This window comes from Arthrobacter sp. MW3 TE3886, assembly GCF_041262145.1.
Taxonomy (GTDB): Bacteria; Actinomycetota; Actinomycetes; order Actinomycetales; family Micrococcaceae; genus Arthrobacter.
In genome coordinates this window covers 886858-907838 of sequence record NZ_JBGCAN010000001.1, presented here as the reverse complement: position 1 = coordinate 907838, position 20981 = coordinate 886858, and the positions used below count along the sequence as shown (strand labels likewise).

Annotated in this window: 21 protein-coding genes and 1 tRNA gene; 8 read left to right on the top strand and 14 right to left on the bottom strand. The window is 67.0% G+C overall.

Going from position 1 to position 20981, the window contains the following annotated elements:
- Positions 1-25 precede the first annotated feature (25 nt).
- Both ABH915_RS04240 and glgX read right to left on the bottom strand, forming a co-directional pair.
- A complete protein-coding gene (locus ABH915_RS04240) occupies positions 26-382 on the bottom strand; it encodes a barstar family protein (protein WP_026539163.1) in 357 nt (118 codons plus the stop codon).
- 22 nt (positions 383-404) lie between these two features.
- On the bottom strand, positions 405-2519 hold the full coding sequence (glgX, locus tag ABH915_RS04235) for a glycogen debranching protein GlgX (protein WP_026266566.1): 2115 nt from the start codon (positions 2517-2519) through the stop codon (positions 405-407).
- 115 nt (positions 2520-2634) lie between these two features.
- On the opposite strand from glgX, the gene ABH915_RS04230 reads away from it, so the two are divergent.
- The gene (locus ABH915_RS04230) at positions 2635-3438 is read left to right on the top strand and encodes a carbon-nitrogen hydrolase family protein (RefSeq protein WP_370118138.1); all 804 of its coding nucleotides are present in this window, start codon (positions 2635-2637) and stop codon (positions 3436-3438) included.
- Positions 3439-3742: 304 nt separating this feature from the next.
- Here the strand turns inward: ABH915_RS04230 and rlmB are convergent, their stop codons facing one another.
- The 6 genes from rlmB to ABH915_RS04200 all read right to left on the bottom strand — a co-directional run bounded on the left by rlmB (position 3743) and on the right by ABH915_RS04200 (position 8887).
- On the bottom strand, positions 3743-4744 hold the full coding sequence (gene rlmB / locus ABH915_RS04225; protein ID WP_370118135.1) for a 23S rRNA (guanosine(2251)-2'-O)-methyltransferase RlmB: 1002 nt from the start codon (positions 4742-4744) through the stop codon (positions 3743-3745).
- Positions 4745-4867: 123 nt separating this feature from the next.
- The gene (gene cysS, locus ABH915_RS04220; protein ID WP_370118132.1) at positions 4868-6325 is read right to left on the bottom strand and encodes a cysteine--tRNA ligase; all 1458 of its coding nucleotides are present in this window, start codon (positions 6323-6325) and stop codon (positions 4868-4870) included.
- A 97-nt stretch (positions 6326-6422) separates the two neighbouring features.
- A complete protein-coding gene (locus ABH915_RS04215) occupies positions 6423-6782 on the bottom strand; it encodes a hypothetical protein (protein WP_018774208.1) in 360 nt (119 codons plus the stop codon).
- 79 nt (positions 6783-6861) lie between these two features.
- Complete coding sequence (gene ispF, locus ABH915_RS04210; RefSeq protein WP_370118128.1) at positions 6862-7380, bottom strand: 2-C-methyl-D-erythritol 2,4-cyclodiphosphate synthase; 519 nt, start codon at positions 7378-7380, stop codon at positions 6862-6864.
- The gene (ispD, locus tag ABH915_RS04205) at positions 7377-8207 is read right to left on the bottom strand and encodes a 2-C-methyl-D-erythritol 4-phosphate cytidylyltransferase (protein WP_026539169.1); all 831 of its coding nucleotides are present in this window, start codon (positions 8205-8207) and stop codon (positions 7377-7379) included. The genes ispF and ispD overlap by 4 nt, the downstream gene beginning before the upstream one ends.
- A gap of 197 nt (positions 8208-8404) precedes the next feature.
- A complete protein-coding gene (locus ABH915_RS04200) occupies positions 8405-8887 on the bottom strand; it encodes a CarD family transcriptional regulator (protein ID WP_026266570.1) in 483 nt (160 codons plus the stop codon).
- A 326-nt stretch (positions 8888-9213) separates the two neighbouring features.
- On the opposite strand from ABH915_RS04200, the gene ABH915_RS04195 reads away from it, so the two are divergent.
- Entirely contained in the window at positions 9214-9783 is a 570-nt protein-coding gene (locus ABH915_RS04195; RefSeq protein ID WP_370124930.1) for a hypothetical protein, read from the top strand.
- A gap of 145 nt (positions 9784-9928) precedes the next feature.
- On the opposite strand, the gene ABH915_RS04190 is transcribed toward ABH915_RS04195, so the two are convergent.
- Positions 9929-10609: a response regulator transcription factor gene (locus ABH915_RS04190; protein ID WP_018774213.1), complete on the bottom strand. Its 681-nt coding sequence runs from the start codon at positions 10607-10609 to the stop codon at positions 9929-9931.
- A complete protein-coding gene (locus tag ABH915_RS04185; protein ID WP_370124929.1) occupies positions 10606-11838 on the bottom strand; it encodes a sensor histidine kinase in 1233 nt (410 codons plus the stop codon). Before ABH915_RS04185 ends, ABH915_RS04190 begins: the two co-directional genes overlap by 4 nt.
- A 207-nt stretch (positions 11839-12045) precedes the next feature.
- Between ABH915_RS04185 and phoU the strand changes: the two genes are divergently transcribed.
- Entirely contained in the window at positions 12046-12708 is a 663-nt protein-coding gene (phoU, locus tag ABH915_RS04180; RefSeq protein ID WP_018774215.1) for a phosphate signaling complex protein PhoU, read from the top strand.
- Positions 12709-12876: 168 nt separating this feature from the next.
- Here the strand turns inward: phoU and ABH915_RS04175 are convergent, their stop codons facing one another.
- Positions 12877-13623, bottom strand: a complete 747-nt coding sequence (locus ABH915_RS04175) for a phosphoglyceromutase (RefSeq protein WP_370118121.1) — start codon at positions 13621-13623, stop codon at positions 12877-12879.
- Between the two features lie 155 nt (positions 13624-13778).
- On the opposite strand from ABH915_RS04175, the gene ABH915_RS04170 reads away from it, so the two are divergent.
- Positions 13779-14627, top strand: a complete 849-nt coding sequence (locus ABH915_RS04170) for a class I SAM-dependent methyltransferase (RefSeq protein ID WP_370118118.1) — start codon at positions 13779-13781, stop codon at positions 14625-14627.
- 72 nt (positions 14628-14699) lie between these two features.
- On the opposite strand, the gene ABH915_RS04165 is transcribed toward ABH915_RS04170, so the two are convergent.
- Positions 14700-15053 (bottom strand): DUF2516 family protein, encoded by a 354-nt coding sequence (locus ABH915_RS04165; protein ID WP_018774218.1) that lies wholly within the window; start codon positions 15051-15053, stop codon positions 14700-14702.
- Positions 15054-15062: 9 nt separating this feature from the next.
- Entirely contained in the window at positions 15063-16259 is a 1197-nt protein-coding gene (locus ABH915_RS04160; RefSeq protein WP_370118114.1) for a PLP-dependent aspartate aminotransferase family protein, read from the bottom strand.
- Positions 16260-16393: 134 nt separating this feature from the next.
- Here ABH915_RS04160 and tmk point away from each other — a divergent pair, with 134 nt between their 5' ends.
- The 4 genes from tmk to ABH915_RS04140 all read left to right on the top strand — a co-directional run bounded on the left by tmk (position 16394) and on the right by ABH915_RS04140 (position 20018).
- The gene (gene tmk, locus ABH915_RS04155) at positions 16394-17050 is read left to right on the top strand and encodes a dTMP kinase (protein WP_026539174.1); all 657 of its coding nucleotides are present in this window, start codon (positions 16394-16396) and stop codon (positions 17048-17050) included.
- Positions 17047-18189: a DNA polymerase III subunit delta' gene (locus ABH915_RS04150; protein ID WP_026539175.1), complete on the top strand. Its 1143-nt coding sequence runs from the start codon at positions 17047-17049 to the stop codon at positions 18187-18189. Before tmk ends, ABH915_RS04150 begins: the two co-directional genes overlap by 4 nt.
- Positions 18190-18247: 58 nt before the next feature.
- Positions 18248-19831 carry an alpha/beta hydrolase gene (locus ABH915_RS04145; RefSeq protein ID WP_370118111.1) on the top strand — a complete coding sequence of 528 codons (1584 nt, stop codon included), beginning with the start codon at positions 18248-18250 and terminating at the stop codon, positions 19829-19831.
- A gap of 114 nt (positions 19832-19945) precedes the next feature.
- Positions 19946-20018: transfer RNA gene (locus tag ABH915_RS04140), tRNA-Thr, on the top strand.
- 99 nt (positions 20019-20117) lie between these two features.
- On the opposite strand, the gene ABH915_RS04135 is transcribed toward ABH915_RS04140, so the two are convergent.
- Positions 20118-20858, bottom strand: a complete 741-nt coding sequence (locus ABH915_RS04135; protein WP_370118108.1) for an HNH endonuclease family protein — start codon at positions 20856-20858, stop codon at positions 20118-20120.
- Positions 20859-20981: the final 123 nt, after the last annotated feature.

The following is a 20981-nucleotide window of genomic DNA, read 5'->3' as shown; positions in this document are numbered from 1 at the left end:
CCTGCCGTCATGTTCCAGCGCCTTTTTAGAGGCAGACGGCAATGACGTCCAGGCTCTTGCCGGCGTAGCCTTCGGCGTCCTGCAGCGTTTCGCAGATCACGGCGAAGGAGCGGTCCGCCCGGAGCGCGGCAGGCACCTGCCAGATAAAGGTGACGGGAGCCTCGCCGTCGTCCGTGACGGCATCCGCGACGTCGTGCAGCGAATCGTGCAGGGCATCCAGGTCCGTGCCGTAGTCCTCGGGGACGTCCAGGAGTTCGCCGAACGTGTCCAGGACCGCCTGCTTGGTGTCGGCGGCGGGGACCACCAGGGCGCGCCGGCCGGCGTCTCCGATTTGCGCCGTGAGTTCGTCGATGGTCCAGGTCTCTGCCGAGTAAATCTTCATGGGGTCCTTAGTCTCGAATTAATTAGGTGCGGTAGATATTGATCGTGTTGGCCTGGACGAGGTCGCGCTCACCGGAGGCGACGCGGGCGCCCTGACGCCGGTCATGGAGTTCGGACGTGGTCACCCGGAGTTCGAAGAGCCGGTGCCCGGTGCCGTCCTCGTTGCTCAGCCGCGGCAAGGTGACCTTGACGTCGTCGGCGCCGCCGTTGACCACCACGAGGCCGTCGACGTGCCCGTCGTCGGACCCGAGCAGGAGCTGGATCACCCGGTGGCCGGGGTCATGCCACGTGTCTGCTGACATGGGCTTGCCGTCCACATCGAACCAGTGGAAGTAGGACTGGTTGTCACGCGCCGGGTAATCATGCGGCTGGCTGGCCAGAAACTCCTTACGCAGCCGGATGACGCGCTTGGTGGTGCGCAGCATCGCATGGGATTCCGTGGTGCTGGTCCAGTCGATCCAGGCGAGCGCATTGTCCTGGCAGTAGGCGTTGTTGTTGCCCTGCTGGGTCCGGCAGATCTCGTCCCCGGCGGTGATCATGGGTACGCCCTGGGAAATCATCAGGCAGGCCATCAGGTTCCGCCTGCTTTGGGCGCGCCGGGCGAGGATGTCGCCGTCTTCGGTGGGGCCCTCGAAGCCGTGGTTGTAGCTGCGGTTGTCGCCGTGGCCGTCCCGGTTCTGCTCGCCGTTGGCCTCGTTGTGCTTGCGGTCGTAGGCCGTCAGGTCGGCCAGGGTGAAGCCATCGTGGGCCGTGATCAGGTTCAGCGAGGCCAGCCGGGACCGGCCCGAGGACTCGAACAGCCGGGCGGAACCGGAGAGGGCGTCCGCGAGGCGGGCCACCGGGCCGCCGCTGCCGCCGCCGTCGATCGCGGCGCGGTCGGCGAGCCAGAAGCTGCGGACGGCATCGCGGAAATGATCGTTCCAGTCCACCCACCCGGCGGGAAACCGGCCGGTCTGCCAGCCGCCGTAGCCCACGTCCCAGGGTTCGGAAATCAGCTTGACGCCGGACAGGACCGGATCGGCTCCCACGGCGACGAGGAAGGGGTGCCGCGGATCGAATTCGTTGGCGCTGTTGCGGCAGAGCGTGACGGCAAGGTCGAAGCGGAACCCGTCGATGTGGAACTCGCTCACCCAGTAGCGCAGGGAATCCAGCACCAGCTGCACCACGCGCGGTTCGCCGAAGTTCAGGCTGTTGCCGCAGCCCGTGGTGTCCACGTACCTGCCGTGGCCGTCGTTGCGGTAGTACTGCATCTCGCCCAGGCCGCGGAAGCTCAGGGTGGGACCGTCCGTGCCGCCCTCGGCGGTGTGGTTGTAGACGACGTCGAGGATGACCTCGAGCCCGGCGGCATGCAGCAGCTTGACCATGCCCTTGAACTCGTCCTGGACCGCGTGGGCGCCGGCGGCCTGGGCTGCCTCGGTGGCGTAGCCGGGATGCGGGGCGAAGAACGCGGCCGTGTTGTAGCCCCAGTAATTCGTCAGCCCGAGCTGCTGCAGGTGCGGCTCGTCCACGTGGAAATGCACGGGCAGGAGCTGGACCGCCGTGACGCCCAGCGAGATCAGGTGCTCGATCATGGCCGGGTGGGCCATCCCGGCGTAGGTCCCCTGCAGGTCCTCCGGAATATCCGGATGCAGCTTCGTCTGCCCCCGCACGTGGGCCTCGTAGACGATGGTGTTGCGCCACGGAACCCGCGGGCTGCGGTCCAGGCCCCAGTCAAAATCGTTGCCGACCCGGACGCTGGTGATCAGACCCTCGCGTTCGTCGACGGCCCGGCCGTAGGGGTCCATCAGCAACGGCTGCTCGCCGACGGCATCGAAGTCCGTGCCGGGCATGGACAGCGGGAGGGCCTCATGTTCAGGGGATGCCCGGAAGCCGTAGCGCGAACCGGCGGGGATGCCCTCAACAATTCCGTGGTGGACGCCGTCCGTGAAGTTGGGCAGGGTCTTCACCTGCCAGGTTCCACCGGGCGGCTGATATGCGATCTCCAGGGTGGTCACGCCGGGCGCGTAGACGGCCACGTTGGCGAACGCGCCCCGGGGATCGTCCACTGCCGGCGACCCGGTATGTGGAACGCTGATCCCCAGCGGAAACGCCCGCGAAGCGTCTACGGTGGAAGCGGTATCTATGTAAGACATAACCATTGCTTAAAGCTTAGCCGGGCCAGACAAATGGCCCCCGTTTTCGTTTTCATGACGTTTTGCAGTGTACGGACCGCCGCACTGCATACTGTAATGGAGCGCCGAGTTGGAGGTAATTGTGCGCGTTGCACTAGCCCAAATCATTACCGGCCGTGACTTGGCCGCAAACCTGGACCTCGTGGACGCCTACGCGCGCCAGGCCAAGGCCGGCGGCGCGGACCTGGTGGTGTTCCCGGAAGCCACCATGCGGGCCTTCGGCAATTCGCTCCTGGATATCGCCGAGCCGCTGGACGGCCCGTGGGCATCCCGCGTCCGCGCCCTCGCCGCGGAGCTCGGCCTCGTGATCGTCGCCGGCATGTTCACTCCCGGCACCGCCGGCAACGGCGCCAAGGTGCGAAACACCCTGCTGGTCACCGGCCGCGGCCTCGAGGCCAGCTACGACAAGATCCACCTGTTCGATGCTTTCGGTTTCGCCGAGTCGGACACGGTTGACGCCGGTACGGCCCCCGTCACCTTCGAGCTCGACGGCGTGACGTTCGGCCTTGCCACGTGCTACGACGTCCGTTTCCCGGACCTGTTCACGGAAAACGCGGACCGCGGCGCCGAAGTCAACATTGTGTGCGCCTCCTGGGGCTCGGGCCCCGGCAAGGCCGAGCAATGGAAGCTCCTGGCCCGCGCCCGCGCCCTGGACTCCACCACTGTGGTCCTCGCCTGCGGCCAGGGCGACCCCGTCAGCGTGGGTCACCCGGTCAAGGGGTCCGCCCCCACTGGCGTCGGGCACTCCGTGGTGGTCTCCCCCATGGGCGACGTCCTCGAAGAGCTCGACGGCGCCCCCGGCCTCCTCTTCGCCGACCTGGACACCGCCGCCGTCCAGGAAGCCCGCACCAAACTCCCGGTCCTGGCCAACCGGCGCAAGTTCTAGGCGGCACCAGCCGTTCGTGGTTACCTTCGCCGAGGTCACCTTCCGCGTTCACCGGCGCCGTTTCCATGGTCACCTCCGCGGGCACCGGCGCCCTGCCGTCGCTTAGACACCTCCCGCCGCCTACTTCAGCAACAGCAACGCGGGGTCACTTCGCGCCCATCTTGGGGCCTCGGATGGGCGCGAAGTGACCCCGCGTTGCTGTGGTCGTTCTCGCCTTAAACGGAAACGCTCCCCCACAAGATGTGAGGAAGCGCTTGTCGTTTACTAATAAAGGTGAGCGAGGTTCATCGCCGGAACCGGGGTTTTACTTGGCTGCGCGCTGGCGGGAGATTTCGTAGAGGGAGATGCCGACGGCCATGGAGGCGTTGAGGGATTCCATGGCGGAGTCGATCGGGATGGAGACGATCTGGTCGCAGTTTTCGCGGACCAGGCGGCTCAGGCCCTTGCCCTCGGAACCGACGACGATGCACACCGGTTCGGTGGCCAGGGTCAGCTCGGGCAGCGAGACGTCGCCGTCGCCGTCGAGCCCCAGGACGTAGATGCCCATGTTCTTGAACGCCTTGAGCGTGTTGTTCAAGTTGGCCGCGCGGGCGACGGGGACGCGGACGGCTGCACCGGCGCTGGTCTTCCAGGCCGAGGCGGTGACGCCCACGGAGCGGCGCTCCGGGACGACGACGCCGTGGCCGCTGAAGGCCGAGACGGAGCGGATGATCGCGCCGAGGTTGCGGGGATCGGTGATGCCGTCGAGCGCGACGAAGAGCGGGGCGTTGGCTACGTGGCCCTTCTTCCAGGCCGCGAGGGTTTCTTCGGCGAGCTCGTACGCGTCCTGGTATTCGTACGGCGGGATCTGCAGCACGAGGCCCTGGTGGATGGCGTCGTCGGTCATCCGGTCGAGCTCGGGCTTGCCGGTTTCCATCAGCGGGATGCCGCGTTCGGCGGCCAGCTTCAGGGATTCCTTGACACGGTCGTCCATTTCGATGCGGACGGCGACGTGCAGGGCCTTGGCCGGGATGCCGGCGCGCAGGGCTTCGACCACCGAGTTGCGTCCGGTGACGACCTCTTCGGTGGCGCGGCCCTTGGGACCGGAGCGGCCCGTCCGGGCGGCGGCGCTGGTGGTGCGGCTTCCGCTGGCGCGCTTGGCCTCGGAGCGTTCCGAGAGCTGCTTGTTCTTGAACGCCTTGTGGTAGGGGCGGTCCTCCGCCTTCGGCGTGGGGCCCTTGCCCTCCAGAGCCTTGCGGCCGTGACCGCCGGTTCCGACGGTGGGGCCCTTCTTCAATTTGACCGACCGGCGACCGTTGTTGGCCATGATTTCCACCCCTGCTTGTTACGTACTTCGTTGATAAGTCTGACCTCCAGTCTACTGACTCGAGTAAAATCCACGATTTCGGGGTGGCCCGGGAGGGACGTCAGGCGGGGTGGGAGGCTCCGTTCAGCCGCGCTTGAGGCTCCAGCTCGCCCCGTCCGGGCCGTCCTCGACGACGACGCCGGCCGCGGCGAGGGTGTCCCGGATGGCGTCCGACGCCGCCCAGTCCTTGGCGGCCCGGGCGTGGGCCCGCGCCTCCAGCTGAGCCTCGACCAGGACGCCAAGGGCGGTGTTGGCTTGTTCGTCGGCCGCCGGCGTTGCGGTGGCGTTGAGGCCGAGGACATCCAGCATGGCGGTGACGCTGGCCAGCGCCTGACCCGCGGCGTCGAGGTCGCCGTCGGTGAGCGCCGTGTTGCCGGCCCGGACGGTCTCGTGGAGCACTGCCAGTGCCTGCGGGACGTTAAGGTCATCGTCCATGGCCACCCCAAAAGGCTCCGGGACAGAACCAGCGGATGCATCCGGCCCCGGGTCAGGGAGGACGCGGCTTGCGCGGCTGAGGAAGCCGTCGATCCGCTCGACGGCGGCGGCTGCTTCCTGCAGCGACGTCGGCTGGTAGTCCAGGACCGAGCGGTACTGCGCCTGTCCGAGGTAGTACCGGACAACGCGCGGCGGGGCGATCTCGAGCATTTCCGTCGGGCTGACGGTGTTGCCGATGGACTTGGACATCTTCTCGCCGGCGTAGGTGACCATGCCGTTGTGCATCCAGAAGTTGGCGAAGCCGTGGCCCGCCGCCTGGGACTGCGCCATCTCGTTTTCGTGGTGCGGGAAGCGCAGGTCCAGGCCGCCGCCGTGGATGTCGAACTCGGTGCCGAGGTATTTGGTGACCATCGCGGAGCATTCGAGGTGCCAGCCCGGGCGTCCGGCGCCCCACGGCGAAGCCCAGCTCGCCGTCGTCGGCTCCCCATCCTTGTAGCCCTTCCACAGCGCGAAGTCGCGGGGGTCCCGCTTCCTGTTGCTGAACTGAGGTTCGACGTCCGCGGCGCCCTGCATGTCGTCGAGTCGTTGGCGCGTCAGCGAGCCGTACTTGGACCACGAACGCACGTCGAAGTAGACGTCGCCGGAGTCGTCGAGGGCCGGGTAGGCGTGGCCGCGGTCGATCAGCTGCTGGATGAGGGCGTGCATTTCCGGGATGTGGCCGGTGGCGCGGGGCTCATAGGTGGGGCGGGAGACGCCCAGGGTGTCGTAGGCCTTCAGGAATTCCTGCTCGTAGCGGTAGGCCAGGGCCCACCATTCCTCGTTGCGGAGAGCCCCGGGCTCGTCTTCGAAGTCGGGGCCGAAGGACGCGGCGGACTTGGCCAGGATCTTGTCATCAATGTCCGTGACGTTACGGACGGCCGTCACCCGGAAGCCGCGGTACTGCAGCCAGCGGGTCAGCTGGTCGAATGCGATGGCCGAGCGGATGTGGCCGACGTGCGGCATGCCCTGCACGGTGGCTCCGCAGTAGTACAGGCTCACCTTGCCGGGTACCAGGGGGACGAAGTCGCGGACTTCGGCGGATGCAGTGTCGTAAAAGCGCAGGGTCACCGCTCCAGATTAGCTGATGGCGCTCCGCGGCCTGACCCGAGGCGTTGCCGGCGGGCCGGCCGCCGGGGACCACCGGCCCGGCGACCTACTTGGCGACCTACTTGCAGTATTGCCCGATCTTGTTGATCTGCTCGGTGAGCTGGGCTGTCTGTTCGTCCGTCTTGGTTCCCGTGGGGCTCGCCGCAACCTGCTTCATGATCTCGGCCATCTGCTGGATCGGGGCGCCCACCTCCGGCGCCACCTTGTCCGCGACCTCCTGGTAGTGCTGGCCTATCTGCCCTGCCTGCTCCTTCGCGCTCCCGGAGGGCACAAAGGTGTCGGTGTTGAGGAACTTACAGCTTTCCTCGACACTGAGCCTCGGAGTGGGGCTAGGCGTCTGGGGCGTCGTCGTGGAGGCGGCACAGCCGCTCAGCATGGTCCCTGCCACGAGTACGACGGCGGTCAGCAGCTTCTTCACGGGAGGTCTCCTGGCGGTTCGGAACGGGTGTCTCGGTTTGGCCTTCCCCTCAAGCGTAGGGGAACGCGGCCTGCGGTGCTTAGCCTGCCGGGTAGACGAGCGCTGTTGCCACGGCCGAGATCCCCTCGCCGCGGCCGGTGAACCCGAGCCCGTCGCTCGTGGTGGCCGTGACGCTCACCGGCGCCGCGGCAGCGGCGCTAAGGACCTGCTGGGATTCCTCCCGCCGCGGGCCGAACTTTGGCCGGTTGGCCACGAACTGGACGGCGATGTTGCCGATTTCGAATCCGTGGGCGCGAACTATCCGGGCGGCCTCGGCCAGCAGGGTCACGCCGGACGCCCCGGCATATTCGGGCCGGTCCGTACCGAAGTGTGTGCCCAGATCCCCGATCCCGCAGGCCGAGAAGAGCGCGTCGGCGGCGGCGTGCGCCACGGGGTCGCCGTCTGAATGGCCGGACAGCCCCCGTTCCCCCTCCCAGAAGAGGCCGCCGAGCCATAGCGGCTGCGGCTCGTCCTCGGCGGCGAAGGCATGGACATCGATTCCGATCCCGGTCCTGGGAATGACCGGGGGAAAGGCCGGCGGGTTGGTGGACATGCTCATCCCTCCACCCAGCGTGCGCCCAGGGGGCCTTCGAGGAGGCCTTCGGCCAGGATCAGGTCCAGGGGCGTGGTGATCTTCAGGGACTGGCTGGCGCCGCGCACCGCGTGGACGGGGACACCGATGAGCTCCACGAGCATCGCGTCATCCGTGACGAGGGCGGCCTGGCCGGCGTCGAACCCGGCGGCAGCCTCGTGGGCGCGCTTGAGGGTGCTCAAGGCGAATCCCTGCGGTGTCTGCACGGCGCGGAGCGAATCCCGGGGCGCCGTCCCGGTGACCAGTTCGGGGGCCACCGCGGCGCCGTCGCCGGTGGTCGGTTCGACGGTCTTGACGGTATCGACGACCGGTATCACCGGAATGACGGCCGAGGCGCCGGCGCCGAGCGCCGCTGCCACGCGGTGGAAGACGGCCTCAGGCGTCAGTGCCCGGGCGGCGTCGTGGACCAGCACCGATTCGGTATCGGGCAGGAGGGCCGCCATCGCGGCGCGGACTGAATCGGCGCGGTCCGCACCGCCGTCGACGACCGTCACGACGGGAATCAGGACGCCGTGGCCCGACGCCGCGCCGGCGTGCCCGGCCGCGAGTTCCTGCGTGAAGGCCTCGCACAGCGCCCGCAACTCGGCGTCTCCCGGAGGGAGCGCAATGCAAATCTGCCGTGCGATCCCGGCTGCCGCCACGCCGCGAAGGGCGTGGGTGAGGATGCTGTCCCCGCCGAGGGGAACTTTTGCTTTCGGCATGCCGTAGCCCAGGCGCTGGCCGGAGCCGGCGGCCACAACAATGACCGCTGTGGCGGGACCGGCCGGTGACGTATTCGTCGGTGCAGTATCCATGGGCACAAGACTACGTCCCCGCGCCTCAGACCATCCCGTTGCGCTATCAGTCGTGGCTGTCTTGGAACTCAGGGGACCCCAAGTGACAGTGCAACCGAGGGGCGGCGGCTGAAAGAGGGCAAAAAGAAGCCCCGGCGGCTGACGCCACCGGGGTTCGATTCTTATCTGCGCCGGCCCTGCTGGGGGCCGGCCCTGTGCTAGGAAGCCAGGACCTCGTCGAGAACGCTTGCAGCCTTCTCTTCATCAGTCTTTTCAGCCAGTGCCAGTTCCGAAATCAGGATCTGACGGGCCTTGGCCAGCATGCGCTTCTCTCCCGCGGAGAGACCCCGGTCGTGATCACGGCGCCAGAGGTCGCGGACGACCTCTGCTACCTTGATGACGTCACCGGAAGCAAGCTTTTCCAGGTTTGCCTTGTAACGACGCGACCAGTTGGTGGGTTCTTCAGTGAACTCGGCCCGCAGCACGTCGAACACGTGCTCCAAGCCTTCCTTGCCCACTACGTCCCGAACCCCTACCAGGTCAACGTTTTCTGCTGGAACTTCAATGGTCAGATCACCCTGAGCCACCTTGAGCTTGAGATACATCTTCTCTTCGCCCTTGACGGTACGCATCTTGATTTCTTCAATTTTGGCTGCACCGTGGTGAGGGTAAACTACTGTCTCGCCGACCTCAAAAACCATGTGGACATTCCCCTTTCCCGCAGACCAGTTTATCACGATTAAGGCATACAACTGGCATCAAAAGGTGCCCGGAACCGCATGAATCCGGGGAAAATGGCCTCAATCCACCCCCTCAAACCCCTTGACGAATGCGGATAATAGTGCCTGCGGCCCTAACTGCCAAGAGGTTTCCGGCCCCCGCCAAGCCGGGTCCCGTCGCCGGAGGGGCAGTCTTGGCGGCACTTGTGTGTAGTCGCCGAATCCTTGTTTGCGGCCGATTGCGGCTAGGCTATGGCTGAATAATGTTCCAAGACTCTCAAGGAGTGCGTGACGTGCGTTTCACTGCGATGAACCGGGGCCAGCGCGGCAAGCTGGCAATGGCAACGGTTGCACTTGGCATCGGCCTGTTGTCCCTGACCGGCTGCGGCTACATCAACGCCCAGCAGACCACGGAGCAGTACTCGGCCTCGGACGGAACCCGGACTGATCTCGGGGCGCTGCAGCTGCGCAACTTCATCATCGTCTCCGATGGCGAGGACAAGCCGGGCCGCGTGATCGGCGCCGTGTACAACACGTCCTCCAACGACGTGGTGCTGACCATCAAGGGTGCGGAGGGCTCGCAGACCCAGGTTCCGGTCAAGAAGAACTCCTACACCATGCTCAACGACTCCTCCGACGCGGTGATCCTGGACCCGGCCGGCGCCAAGCCGGGCGCCGTCATCGACGTCACCATCTCCGAGAACGGCACCAACAAGGACGCCAAGTTCACGGTTCCGGTCATGGACGGCACGATCGTCGACTACAAGACGTACCTGCCGACGCCGGAGCCCACCGACTCCAGCACGGCCACGTCCACCGAGACGGCAACCTCGACTGAGACGGCCACGCCGACGCCAAGCAGCACCGACGGCCACTAGCCTCAAGGCCTGAGGACACGCAAAAGGAGGGGCACCTGCAGGTGCCCCTCCTTTTGCGTGTCCCCTGATGTTCAACTGCGCCGGTCTTCCAGCTGCCCGGCGCACTGGCGGCCGGGCAGCTTCTTCAGACCCTTTAGGGCTCCCTTTAGGGCTCGAACTTGTAGCCCAGCCCACGGACGGTGATCAGGTACCGCGGCGCGGAGGCATCCGGCTCGATCTTGCTGCGCAGCCGCTTAACGTGGACGTCGAGGGTCTTGGTGTCCCCCACATAGTCGGAGCCCCAGACCCTGTCGATCAGCTGGCCGCGGGTCAGGACCCGGCCGGAGTTCCGCAGCAGCATTTCCAGCAGCTCAAACTCTTTGAGCGGCAAGGCGATCTGCTCGCCCCCGACGCTGACCACGTGGCGTTCGATGTCCATCCGCACGGGACCGGCCTGCACCGTGGTGGAGACAAGTTCCTCCGGCTCGCTCTGGCGCCGCAGGACGGCCCGGACCCGGGCCACGAGCTCCCGCGAGGAGTAGGGCTTGGTGACATAGTCGTCGGCGCCCAGTTCCAGCCCCACCACCTTGTCGATTTCCGAGTCCTTGGCCGTCAGCATGATCACGGGCACCCCGGAGCGCTGCCGGAGTTGGCGGCAGACCTCCGTGCCGGACTGGCCGGGCAGCTGCAGGTCCAGGAGCACGAGGTCGGCGCCGTTGCGGTCGAATTCGGTGATGGCGTCCAGTCCGTTGTCCACCACCTCGACCTCGAACCCTTCTTTACCCAACAGGTAGGACAGGGGGTCGCTGAAGGACTCCTCGTCCTCGACAATCAGAATCCTGCTCAAGCGGTAGCTCCTTGCTCATGGACGCCTGCGGCGTCACGTCGTTGCGGTCTGAGGTCCCGGCTGGGCTTTTGGGCAGCGGGCTTGCCCGCTTCGGGGGCGTCGGCGTCGTCCTGCCCTTCTATCTCGGGAAGCCGAATGGTGAACGTGGAACCCTGCCCGAGCCGGGACCACAGGGTCACCTCGCCGCCGTGGTTGGAAATGACGTGCTTGACGATGCTCAGGCCAAGTCCGGTGCCTCCGGTCTGCCGCGAACGGGCAGCATCCACACGGTAGAAGCGTTCGAAGACACGTTCCTGGTCCTCGGCGCTGAGCCCATCGCCCTGGTCCGTCACCGAGACCGCCACGAGGCCGTCCTTGGCCCGGATGCCCACACCCACCTTGGTGTTCTCCGGGGAGTAGCGGATGGCGTTGTCGATCAGGTTGCGCAGGGCGGTCACGAGGAGGTCCTGGTCGCCGTAGACCATGGCATCGGCGTGTCCGCCGACCACGAGCTGGATGTTCTTGCTCTCGGCCGGCAGCTGGGACCGGTCCACGGCCTCGCTGACGACTGTGTTGATGTCCACCGGGCGGCCCTGCTGCGCGACGTTGGCGCCCTGGAGCCGGGAGAGTTCGATGATGTCCTGGACCAGGGCCGCGAGCCGGGTCGATTCCTTGTGCATGCGCTTGGCGAACCGCTTGACCGCCTCGGGGTCGTCAGCGGACGACTCGAGGGCCTCGGCCAGGAGGGAGATCGCCCCGACCGGGGTCTTCAGCTCGTGGGACACGTTCGCGACGAAGTCGTTGCGGACTTCCTCGGTGCGGGTGAATTCCGTCCGGTCATCGGCCAGCAGGAGGACATATTCCTCCGTGATGACGGCGGCCCGGACCTGGACAACGATCGTTCCCTGGCCGAGCGGGCCACGCGGCAGCTCCAACTGCTCTTCGAGGATGACGCCGTCCCGCCGCACCTTGGCCGTCAGGTCCAGCAGCTGCTGGTGCACCACCGTGTGCCCGCGGACCAGGCCGTAGGCGTAGGCGGCCGGGCTGGCACGGACCACGCCGTCGATCGCATCCACCACAACGAAAGCGCGGCCGAGGACGGCGAGCACCTCCGCGGCGCCCTCGGGCAGCGAGGGATCCTCGACGTCGACGTCGACAATGTGCCGCTGCTGCTCACTCACCCGGAACGCGAGTACGCCGAACATGCCAAACGAGAGGCCGATCAGGCCGGCGATCACGCCGATGAGCATTGGATCCACGGCTCCAGCTTATGCTCTGCCACGTGGCCGAAACCGAAATCTTCTGCGATTCGGGCGCCGGTTCAGCTAACGTTCACCTATTGGGGCGTAACAGTTCACCGGACACTGCAAGAGTTGACAGTTGGAGCGCCGGTAGGTGAACCGAAATAGGCCCGCCACTTCGATTGCAGGCAATATTTCCGAGGAAAGGACGCACACGTGCGTAAGGTTTTTCAGGAGGAGCTCGCCCAGGTAAGGGAACAGCTCGTCGAGATCTCAACGCTGGTCACAGAGGCCATCGACAAGGCCACGACAGCTTTCCAGGGCGCCGATATCGACCTCGCCGAGGACGTGATTGCCGCCGATGCCCGCATCGACTTCCTGCAGAACAGCCTCGACGAGCGTGCCATCGACATCCTCGCCCTCCAGGGCCCGGTGGCGAGCGATCTGCGCATGCTGGTTGGTTCGCTCCGGATGAGCGCCTCGCTCGAACGCATGGGCGACCTCGCCCGCCACTTGGCGCAGCTGGCGCGTCTGCGCTATCCGGCGTCGGTGGTCCCGGACCAGCTGCGGGAGACCTTCAAGGCTTTCGCCGAACAGGACCTGCTGATCGCCCAGAAGCTCACGGAGCTGCTGGCAACCCGCGACCTCGGCGTGGCCCGGGAGATCATGAAGGCCAACGGCGCCGTCAACGACCTTCACCTGAGCGTTTTCCAGGCGATCGCCCGCAGCGACTGGCAGGAGTCGCCGGCCACTACGGTGGACGTTGCCTTGGCCAGCCGCTACTTCGAGCGCTTCGCGGACCACGGCGTCTCCGTGGCCCAGAAGGTCACGTACCTGGTGACCGGCGCGTGGCAGCCGAGCACCATCGAACACAACTAACTCCGGCCAACCGCGCCTGATCCAGCCGCCGGTACGACTGCGCTGATAGCAACCGCACTGGCCCAACTGCGCTGATACAAAACGACGGCGTCCGGTCACCTTGGGGGTGGCCGGACGCCGTCGTTTGTGCTCAGTGCCCTGCTCAGTGCCTAATCAGGCGGGAGCCGGTTACTTCTTGCCCTGGTTGGCTACTGCCTTGATGGCCTCGGCGGCGGCCTCGGGATCGAGGTAGGTGCCGCCCGGGTTCAGCGGCTTGAAGTCCTCATCCAGCTCGTAGACCAACGGGATGCCGGTGGGGATGTTCAGGCCGGCGATGTCCTCGTCGCTGATCCCGTCAAGGTGTTTGACGAGGGCGCGGAGCGAGTTGCCGTGGGCGGTGACCAGGACGGTCTTCCCGGCCCTGAGGTCTTCCTTGATGTCAGATTCCCAGTACGGCATGAGCCGGATCAGGACATCCTTGAGGCATTCGGTGCGCGGGACGGCGTCGCCGAGGTCCGCGTAGCGCGGGTCCCCCACCTGGGAGAACTCGGAATCGTCGGCCAGGGGCGGCGGCGGGGTGTCGTAGGACCGGCGCCACAGCATGAACTGCTCCTCGCCGAATTCGGCGAGCGTCTGGGCCTTGTCCTTGCCCTGCAGCGCGCCGTAGTGGCGCTCGTTGAGCCGCCAGTCGCGCTTGACGTCGATCCAGCCGCGGTCGGCTTTATCCAGGGCCAGGTTTGCAGTGTTGATGGCCCGCTTCAACCGCGAGGTGTAGAGGATGTCGGGGAGGATGTTGTTTTCCACGAGCAGCTCGCCGCCGCGCACCGCCTCGGCACGGCCCTGGTCATTGAGGTCAACGTCCACCCAGCCGGTGAACAGGTTCTTGGCATTCCAGTCGCTGTGGCCGTGGCGCAGCAGAATCAGCTTGTAAGTCATGGTTTTCATCCTAGCCGAGCGGTTGGCGGCGGCGCCGAGCGTTACACCGTGCGCGTTTCAAAGCGTGCTTCAGGGCAACGCGGGGTCACTTCCGGCCCATCCCGCGGCCCACTACGGGACACAAGTGACCCCGCGTTGGAGGATAGGCTTGGGCGGTGGTGCAGAAGGCTGAACGGGTGCTGGCCCCCCGAAACCAGGGCGGAACGAGAAGCGGCGCGCGCGGCGGCAGGCCCGTGGGCAACGTGACCCGCGGAACCACGAACCCCAACCGGATGCGCCGCGTGGACCGCTGGCTGACCGGGCCGCAGGGCTGGCGGCTGCGGGCCGCGGCCGATCCCCTCGCCGTTGACCTCGGTTACGGCGCCTCGCCGGCCACCGCCGTCGAACTCTTCGAACGCCTCGCCGCGGTCCGCGCGGACGTACAGATGGTGGGGATCGAAATCGAACCGGAGCGCGTCCGGCAGGCCCACGCCCTGGAGCGCCCGGGCCTGAAGTTCCAGCTGGGCGGCTTCGAGCTGCCCGTGACCGGAAAACCCGTGTTGGTCCGCGCCTTCAACGTGCTGCGGCAATACGAGGAAGCCGACGTGGCGGGCATCTGGCGGCTGGTGCAGGACCGGCTGGCCCCGGGCGGGCTGTTCATCGACGGCACGTGCGATGAAATCGGGCGGCGCGCCGCCTGGGTGGCGCTCGACGTCGAGCGGCCGCTGAGCCTGAGCCTGTCCTTGCGGTTTGGCGCCTTCGCGCTGCCCTCCGACGTTGCCGAAAGGCTGCCGAAGGCCCTGATCCACCGCAACGTCCCCGGCGAGAAAATCCACGCCTACCTGCAGGCGATGGACAAAGCCTGGCTGGAAGCGGCGCCGCTGGCGGCCTTCGGAAACCGGCAGCGCTTCGGGGCGATGTGCCGCGCACTGCTCGACGCCGGCTGGCCGATCCAGGACGGCCCGTCCCGCTGGCGAATGGGCGAAGTGACGGTCGACTGGGAAGCCGTGGCCCCGGGACCTTAGGCGGTCAGGCCGGTGGGCCCACGCCGGCGGGGTTCCCTGAGCGAGCTTGCGAGCTTAGGGGGCCGGTGGGGATTACCAGGGGCCGTAGGGGCCCATGTTGCGACCCCGGCCGGCGTCTTTGACCGCGGGACGGACGTCGGCGAGGTACACGGACGCGGCCGTCACGGCTGCAAGGCCGAAAATCCCGAGCGAACTGGCACCACCGCCGCTGCCCAGCTGCGCGAGCAGGGAGAACAGGCCCACGGCGAACGCGCCGCCGGTCAGGGCCAGCCAGAAGGTCTTGGTCCGCTTCGATACGGCCTCGAACGCGTTGGCCTTGTGCCGGAGGCAGTCGAAAAACGCCCATGCCTCCAGGGCAAAGGCCACGACAGCCAGGACCAGGTAAACCCCGGATTCGACAAAGTAAATGAGTATGCGTCCGTCCACTCCCCCAGCCTAGCCGTCCAGAGTGCCCAATGCCTGCTCCAAATCGGCCCAAAGGTCTTCGACGTTCTCAATACCCACGCTCATCCGGACCAGGTTGTCCGGCACGCTCTCCGGCTCGGCGGCGTGCCGGCGCCGGCGTTCGATCAGGGATTCCACCCCACCCAGGGACGTCGCGGGGAGCCAAAGCTGCAGGGCCCGGATCATGCGGTCCGCGGCTTCCGCGCCGCTGAGGCCACCGTCCTGCCCCGCTACCGGAGCCACCTCGATGCACAGCACAGAACCGAACCCCTTCATCTGCGCCTTAGCCCGCGCGTGGCCGGGGTCCGAGGCCAGCCCGGGGAAGCGGACGCCGGCTACCTTCGGATGGCCGTCGAGCCGCTCGGCCAGGATCTGGGCCGAGGCCTGCGAACGCTCGATCCGCAGCGCCAGGGTACGCAGGCCGCGCAGCGCCAGCCACGCCTCGAACGGCCCGGCGATCCCGCCGTGGATCGTGCGGTGGTGCAGCAGGGCTGCGCGGAGACCGGCGTCGGAGGTCACCAGCGCACCGAGCACGACGTCGGAGTGGCCAGAGAGGTATTTGGTCACCGAATGCAGCACGACGTCGGAGCCCAGGCTCAGGGGCTGCTGCACCAGGGGCGTGGAAAAGGTGTTGTCCGTGACGACGATGGCGCCGGCCTCGTGGGCCGCGGCGGTCAGGGCCCGCATGTCCGCGACGCCGAGCATGGGGTTCGTGGGGCTCTCCAGCCAGAGCATGCTGGCGGCGCGCCCGCCGGCCGGGGCAACCGCCGCAAGTACGGCGTCGGTGTCCGCGATGTCCACCGTCCGCAGCTCGAGGAACCCCTTGGCCGCCAGTTCGGTGGCCATCGTGACCGATCCCGCGTAGCTGTGCGACGGCATCACGAGCACGCCCTGGGCGGGCACCAGGGACAGGGCCGAACTCACGGCGGCGAGTCCCGAGGCGTAGAGCAGGCCCGGCAGTTCCGCGCCTTCCAACTGGCCCAAAGCCTCTTCAAAGGGGTCCCACGTGGGGTTGGAATACCGGCCGTAGCCGCGGTCGCCGTCGCCCAGCGGTCCCGTGCCGAAGTAGGTCGAGGACAGCACCAGCGGCGGGTTGACCGGTTCGTCGCGGGTGCGCGGCGGGCGCCCTGCCGCCACAACCAGGGAATCCGGCGAAAGCGTGGCGGCCTGTTCTTCAGTAAGACTCATGAGGACAGGGTACGTGGGCGCCCGGCAGGGTACCCAAGCCGTTACGCCGCAGACGATGCGCAGACTAGAGTGTCGGGGATTGTCGGTAGTCTAGAACCGTGACTACCCAGAGCCCCGGAGCGTCCCCTCGACAGTTGTCCGGTCAGTTGCCCGGACTGTTTATTGCCTTCGAGGGCGGCGACGGCGCCGGCAAGTCCACGCAGGCGGCTGAACTCGCCAAAGCGCTGGAATCCGGCGGCTTCACAGTGCTGCGGACCCGCGAACCGGGCGGCACGGCGATCGGCGAGAAGCTGCGTTCCCTCGTGCTCGATCACGGCCACGGCCACATCGATGCCCATACCGAGGCCCTGATTTTCGCGGCATCCCGTGCCGCGCACGCGAGCCAGGTCATCCGGCCCGCCCTGGAACGCGGCGAGATCGTCCTCACGGACCGGTACATCGACTCCTCGGTCGCGTACCAGGGCGCCGGCCGAGGCCTCGGAACGCAGGCGGTCCGGGACATCAACGCCTGGGCAACATCGGACCTGCAGCCGGACCTGACCGTACTCCTCGACGTCGAACCCGCCGTTGGCCGGCAACGGCGCACCGCCGGCGAGGCCGCCGAAGACCGCCTCGAGTCCGAGGCCGACGAATTCCACGCCAAGATCCGGACGGCCTTCCTGGACCTTGCCTCGGCCCGGCCCGAGGCGTATCTGGTGCTGCCCGCCCGCCTGCCCGTCGCCGAACTCGCCGCCCGGATCCTCGAGCGCGTCGAATCCCTGCTGGCCGTCACCCAAAGCAGCACAGCATGAGCGTCTGGGACGACCTCCAGGGCCAGGACGCCGTCGTGGCCCAGCTGCGCCAGGCGGCCCAGAACGAAGGGCTCACGCACGCGTGGCTTTTCACCGGCCCGCCCGGCTCCGGCCGTTCCAACGCCGCGAAGGCGTTCGCCGCGGCCTTGAACTGCGACCAGGAGGACGTCAGCCTGCGCGGCTGCGGCGAGTGCCCGGCGTGCCTGACCATCCTCGGAGAAACCCACTCCGACGTCGCGTTCGTGCGCACGGAGAAGGTCACCATCACGATCGATGAGGCCCGCGAGCTCGTTTCCACCGCAGGGAACCGGCCGTCGTCGGGCCGGTGGCGGATCATCGTGGTAGAGGACGCGGACCGGATGGCCGAGCGGACCACCAACGTGCTGCTCAAGGCCATCGAGGAACCCACGCCCCGCACCGTCTGGATGCTCTGCGCGCCCTCCCCCGCCGATGTCCTCGTGACCATCCGCTCCCGCTGCCGCCCGGTCGCGTTGCGGCTTCCGCCCGCCGCAGCCGTAGCGGCCCTGCTGGTCAAGCGCGACGGCGTGGACCCGGCGGTTGCCGAGCGTGCCGCCCGTGCGGCGCAAAGCCACGTCGGGATCGCCCGCCGCCTGGCCCGGGACCCGGAGGCCCGGGAGCGCCGGCTCGAGACGGTGCGGTTCCCGCTGTCCCTTCGCGGCGTCACGGCGGCGGTCATGATGGCCGAGAAACTGGTCAAGATCGCCACCGAGGAAGCCAACAGCTCCAACGACGAGCGCGACGCCGCCGAGAAAACCGCGCTTCTGGCCACCCTCGGGGCGCCCGAAAGCGGCACACTGCCGCCGGCCATGCGGAGCCAGGTCAAGCAACTCGAGGACGACCAGAAGCGCCGCGCCAAGCGTTCCGTCACCGATTCCCTTGACCGCACCCTGACGGACCTGTTGTCCTTTTACCGGGATGTCCTGATCATCCAGATGGGGAACGCTGTGGAACTCGTCAACGTTGAACTCAGAAGCGAACTCGAAGACTTCGCCTCCCGTTCCACCGCCGAAGTGACCCTTGCCCGCATGGACGCCATCAACAAGGCCCGCACGCGAATCACCACCACCAACGTGGCCCCGCTGCTGACGATCGAGTCCATGGCTTCCAGCCTTATTTGATGGTCCCTGCCGCTCAACGACATCAACGCTTTCGTTCCTAGCCTCCAAGGAGAACCGCATGAAGCCTGCTCGACCCCAGCCCGCTAGATCCCGATCCCTGGCGATCGGCATGCGGGCCGTCGGCGCCGTGGCCCTGGTCCTAACGCTGGCCTCGTGCACCCTTTTCGGCGGCGGGGGCGAGAGCGGGTCCAGTGCACCGACCTCGGGGGCAGCGGGGCAGGCGGACCCGTCGATAGTGGCGGCGGCGCCGGCCGAACTGCGCAGCTACTACTCCCAGCAGGTCGACTGGAAACCGTGTGAGGGCAGCTTCGAGTGTTCCAAGATCAAGGTCCCGCTGGACTACAGCAAGCCCGACGGCGAGCGCATCGAGCTGGCCGCCATCAAGCTCGCCACGACAGGTGACAAGAAGGGCACCCTGATGGTCAATCCGGGCGGCCCGGGCGGCTCGGGGTACGACTTCGTCAGGGACGCGGCCAACACCAACATTTCGGACAAGGTCCGGTCCGCCTACGACATCGTGGGCTTCGACCCCCGCGGGGTGAAGCGCTCCGCCCCGGTCACCTGCCTGACGGACAAGGAACGCGACGCGTCCCGCGCCAAGACCTACGCCTTGGATACCGACGCCGGACTGGACGCGGCCCTGGCCGACAACAAGGCCATCGCCGCCAAGTGCGTGGAGAAGACCGGCCCGGTTCTGGCCCACATCGACACCGCCAGTGCCGCGAAGGACCTCGATATCCTGCGCGGGGTGGCCAACGACTCGAAGCTGAACTACCTCGGCTACTCCTACGGAACTCTGCTGGGCTCCACCTACGCGTCGCTGTTTCCGGACAATGTGGGCCGGCTGGTCCTCGACGGTGCCGTTGACCCGTCGTTGAGCGCCGAGGAACAGACCAGCGGCCAGGCCGTGGCCTTCGAAAAGGCCCTGCACGCCTACGTCGCCAAATGCCAGCAGACGTCCGGATGCCCGCTCACGGGAAGCACCGAGGAAGGCATCCAGCAGATCCGCAATGCCATCGCTGCCGCGGAAGCCAACCCGTTGCCGGCCCAGGACGGCCGGAAGGTCTCGGGGTCGACGTTCGTCAGCGGCCTCATCATCCCGCTCTACAACGATGACAACTGGCCGATTCTCACCCGGGCGCTCGCGACAGCCCTAGCTGGCGACGGGACCGGCATGCTGCAACTTGCCGACTTCGGCGCCGACCGCGATCCCAGCGGCACCTACACGTCAAACAGCACCTTCGCCTTCAATGCCATCAACTGCCTGGACTACCCTATGGTGTCCGACACCGCGTCCATGCGGGCCGAAGACCAGAAGCTGCGCCAGCTGTCGCCCACGTTTGGTTACTACTTCGCCTATGGCGGCAGCAATTGCAAGGACTGGCCGTACAAGAACGTCCGGACCCCTGCCCCAGTCGAGTACAAGGGCTCGGCCCCGATTGTCGTCATTGGAACCACCGGCGATCCGGCTACCCCCGTGGAATCGGCCAGCTCCCTGCGCAAGCAGCTTGGGAACGCCTCGCTGCTGACCTGGAAGGGCGAGGGCCACACGGCTTACGGCCGCTCCAACAGCTGCATCGGCACCGCCGTCGATGACTATCTGGTGGACGGAAAGGTCCCGGCGGACAACACCGTCTGCTAGGTCCCCGACGGCGCCGCAAGGCGGCTTCCGTCGCTCATTTTGACCCGGACGCCGGGACTCTATTACAGTTGTCTCTTGCATGATCCGCCCGGTTCGCCGGGCATTCATGTGGTTGCTTCCTTAGCTCAGTTGGTAGAGCGTCTCACTCGTAATGAGAAGGTCGCCAGTTCGATTCTGGCAGGAAGCTCGGGAAGAACCCCGTATCACCGCTGACTCAGCGGTGATACGGGGTTTTTTATTGGTTTCGGCTAGATGGCCGTGTGAAGTTAGGGCGCGGGCGCCTTCGCTACTTGCAAGCGGCGAGGATCCCGGCGATGGCCTCGTGCTCGGGACGGGTCATCCACAACCTGTACTTGGCCTTCACAGCCGTCTGGCGGGCGACGTATTCACACCGGAACGCCTTGTTGGCGGGGAGCCAGGCATCGGCCGAGGAATCTGACTTCTGCTGGTTCGCGGGGCCGTCGGCGGCCATCAGGTTCAGCGGATCGTTGGCGAGCTGGAGGCGCTGGCTTGCGCTGATCTGCTGGGCGCCGGTCTGCCAGGCCAGGGACAGTGGGATGAGGTGGTCAATCTGGACGTCGGCGGAGTTCTCGCCGCGGGTGAAGTTGATGGTCTTGCCGGTGTATTTGTCGGCAAGCTTGCCGGAGGCGATGACGCAATCCCTGGTGCCCGGCTTGGTCGTCACCTCGGTGAGGTCACGGCGGAGCATGTCGTTGCGCGTGTCGCAGCCGTTGTGGTCCACATCTGACCAGGCGGGACCGAACTGCCCGCGGCTGTAACCGGTCTTCGGGGCCTTGCCCTTCACCGGAATGGACGCCAGCTGGGCTACGGCCGCGGCGGCCTCGCCCGGGTGCGCGGAACCAATGGCGGGAGCTTGGGACGCCGCTGCGCTGTGCACGGCGTCTGCGACTTTGGCGCCAGCGTGGGCTGCGGCATCACAGCCGGCGAGGGAGCCTGCGAGGAGCAATCCGGTAAGGACGGTCAGGGACTTCGTGGCGGCGGAGCGGGAGATGTTAATGCCAATCATGAGTGCGGCGAAAATGACCAGATTACCCGTACTCCGTTTCGCGGCCGCGCAGGCCGAGCATGGAGTCGCTCAGACGGCACAAAAAGGGGACCCCCGGAAGTCAACGATTTCCGCGGGTCCCCT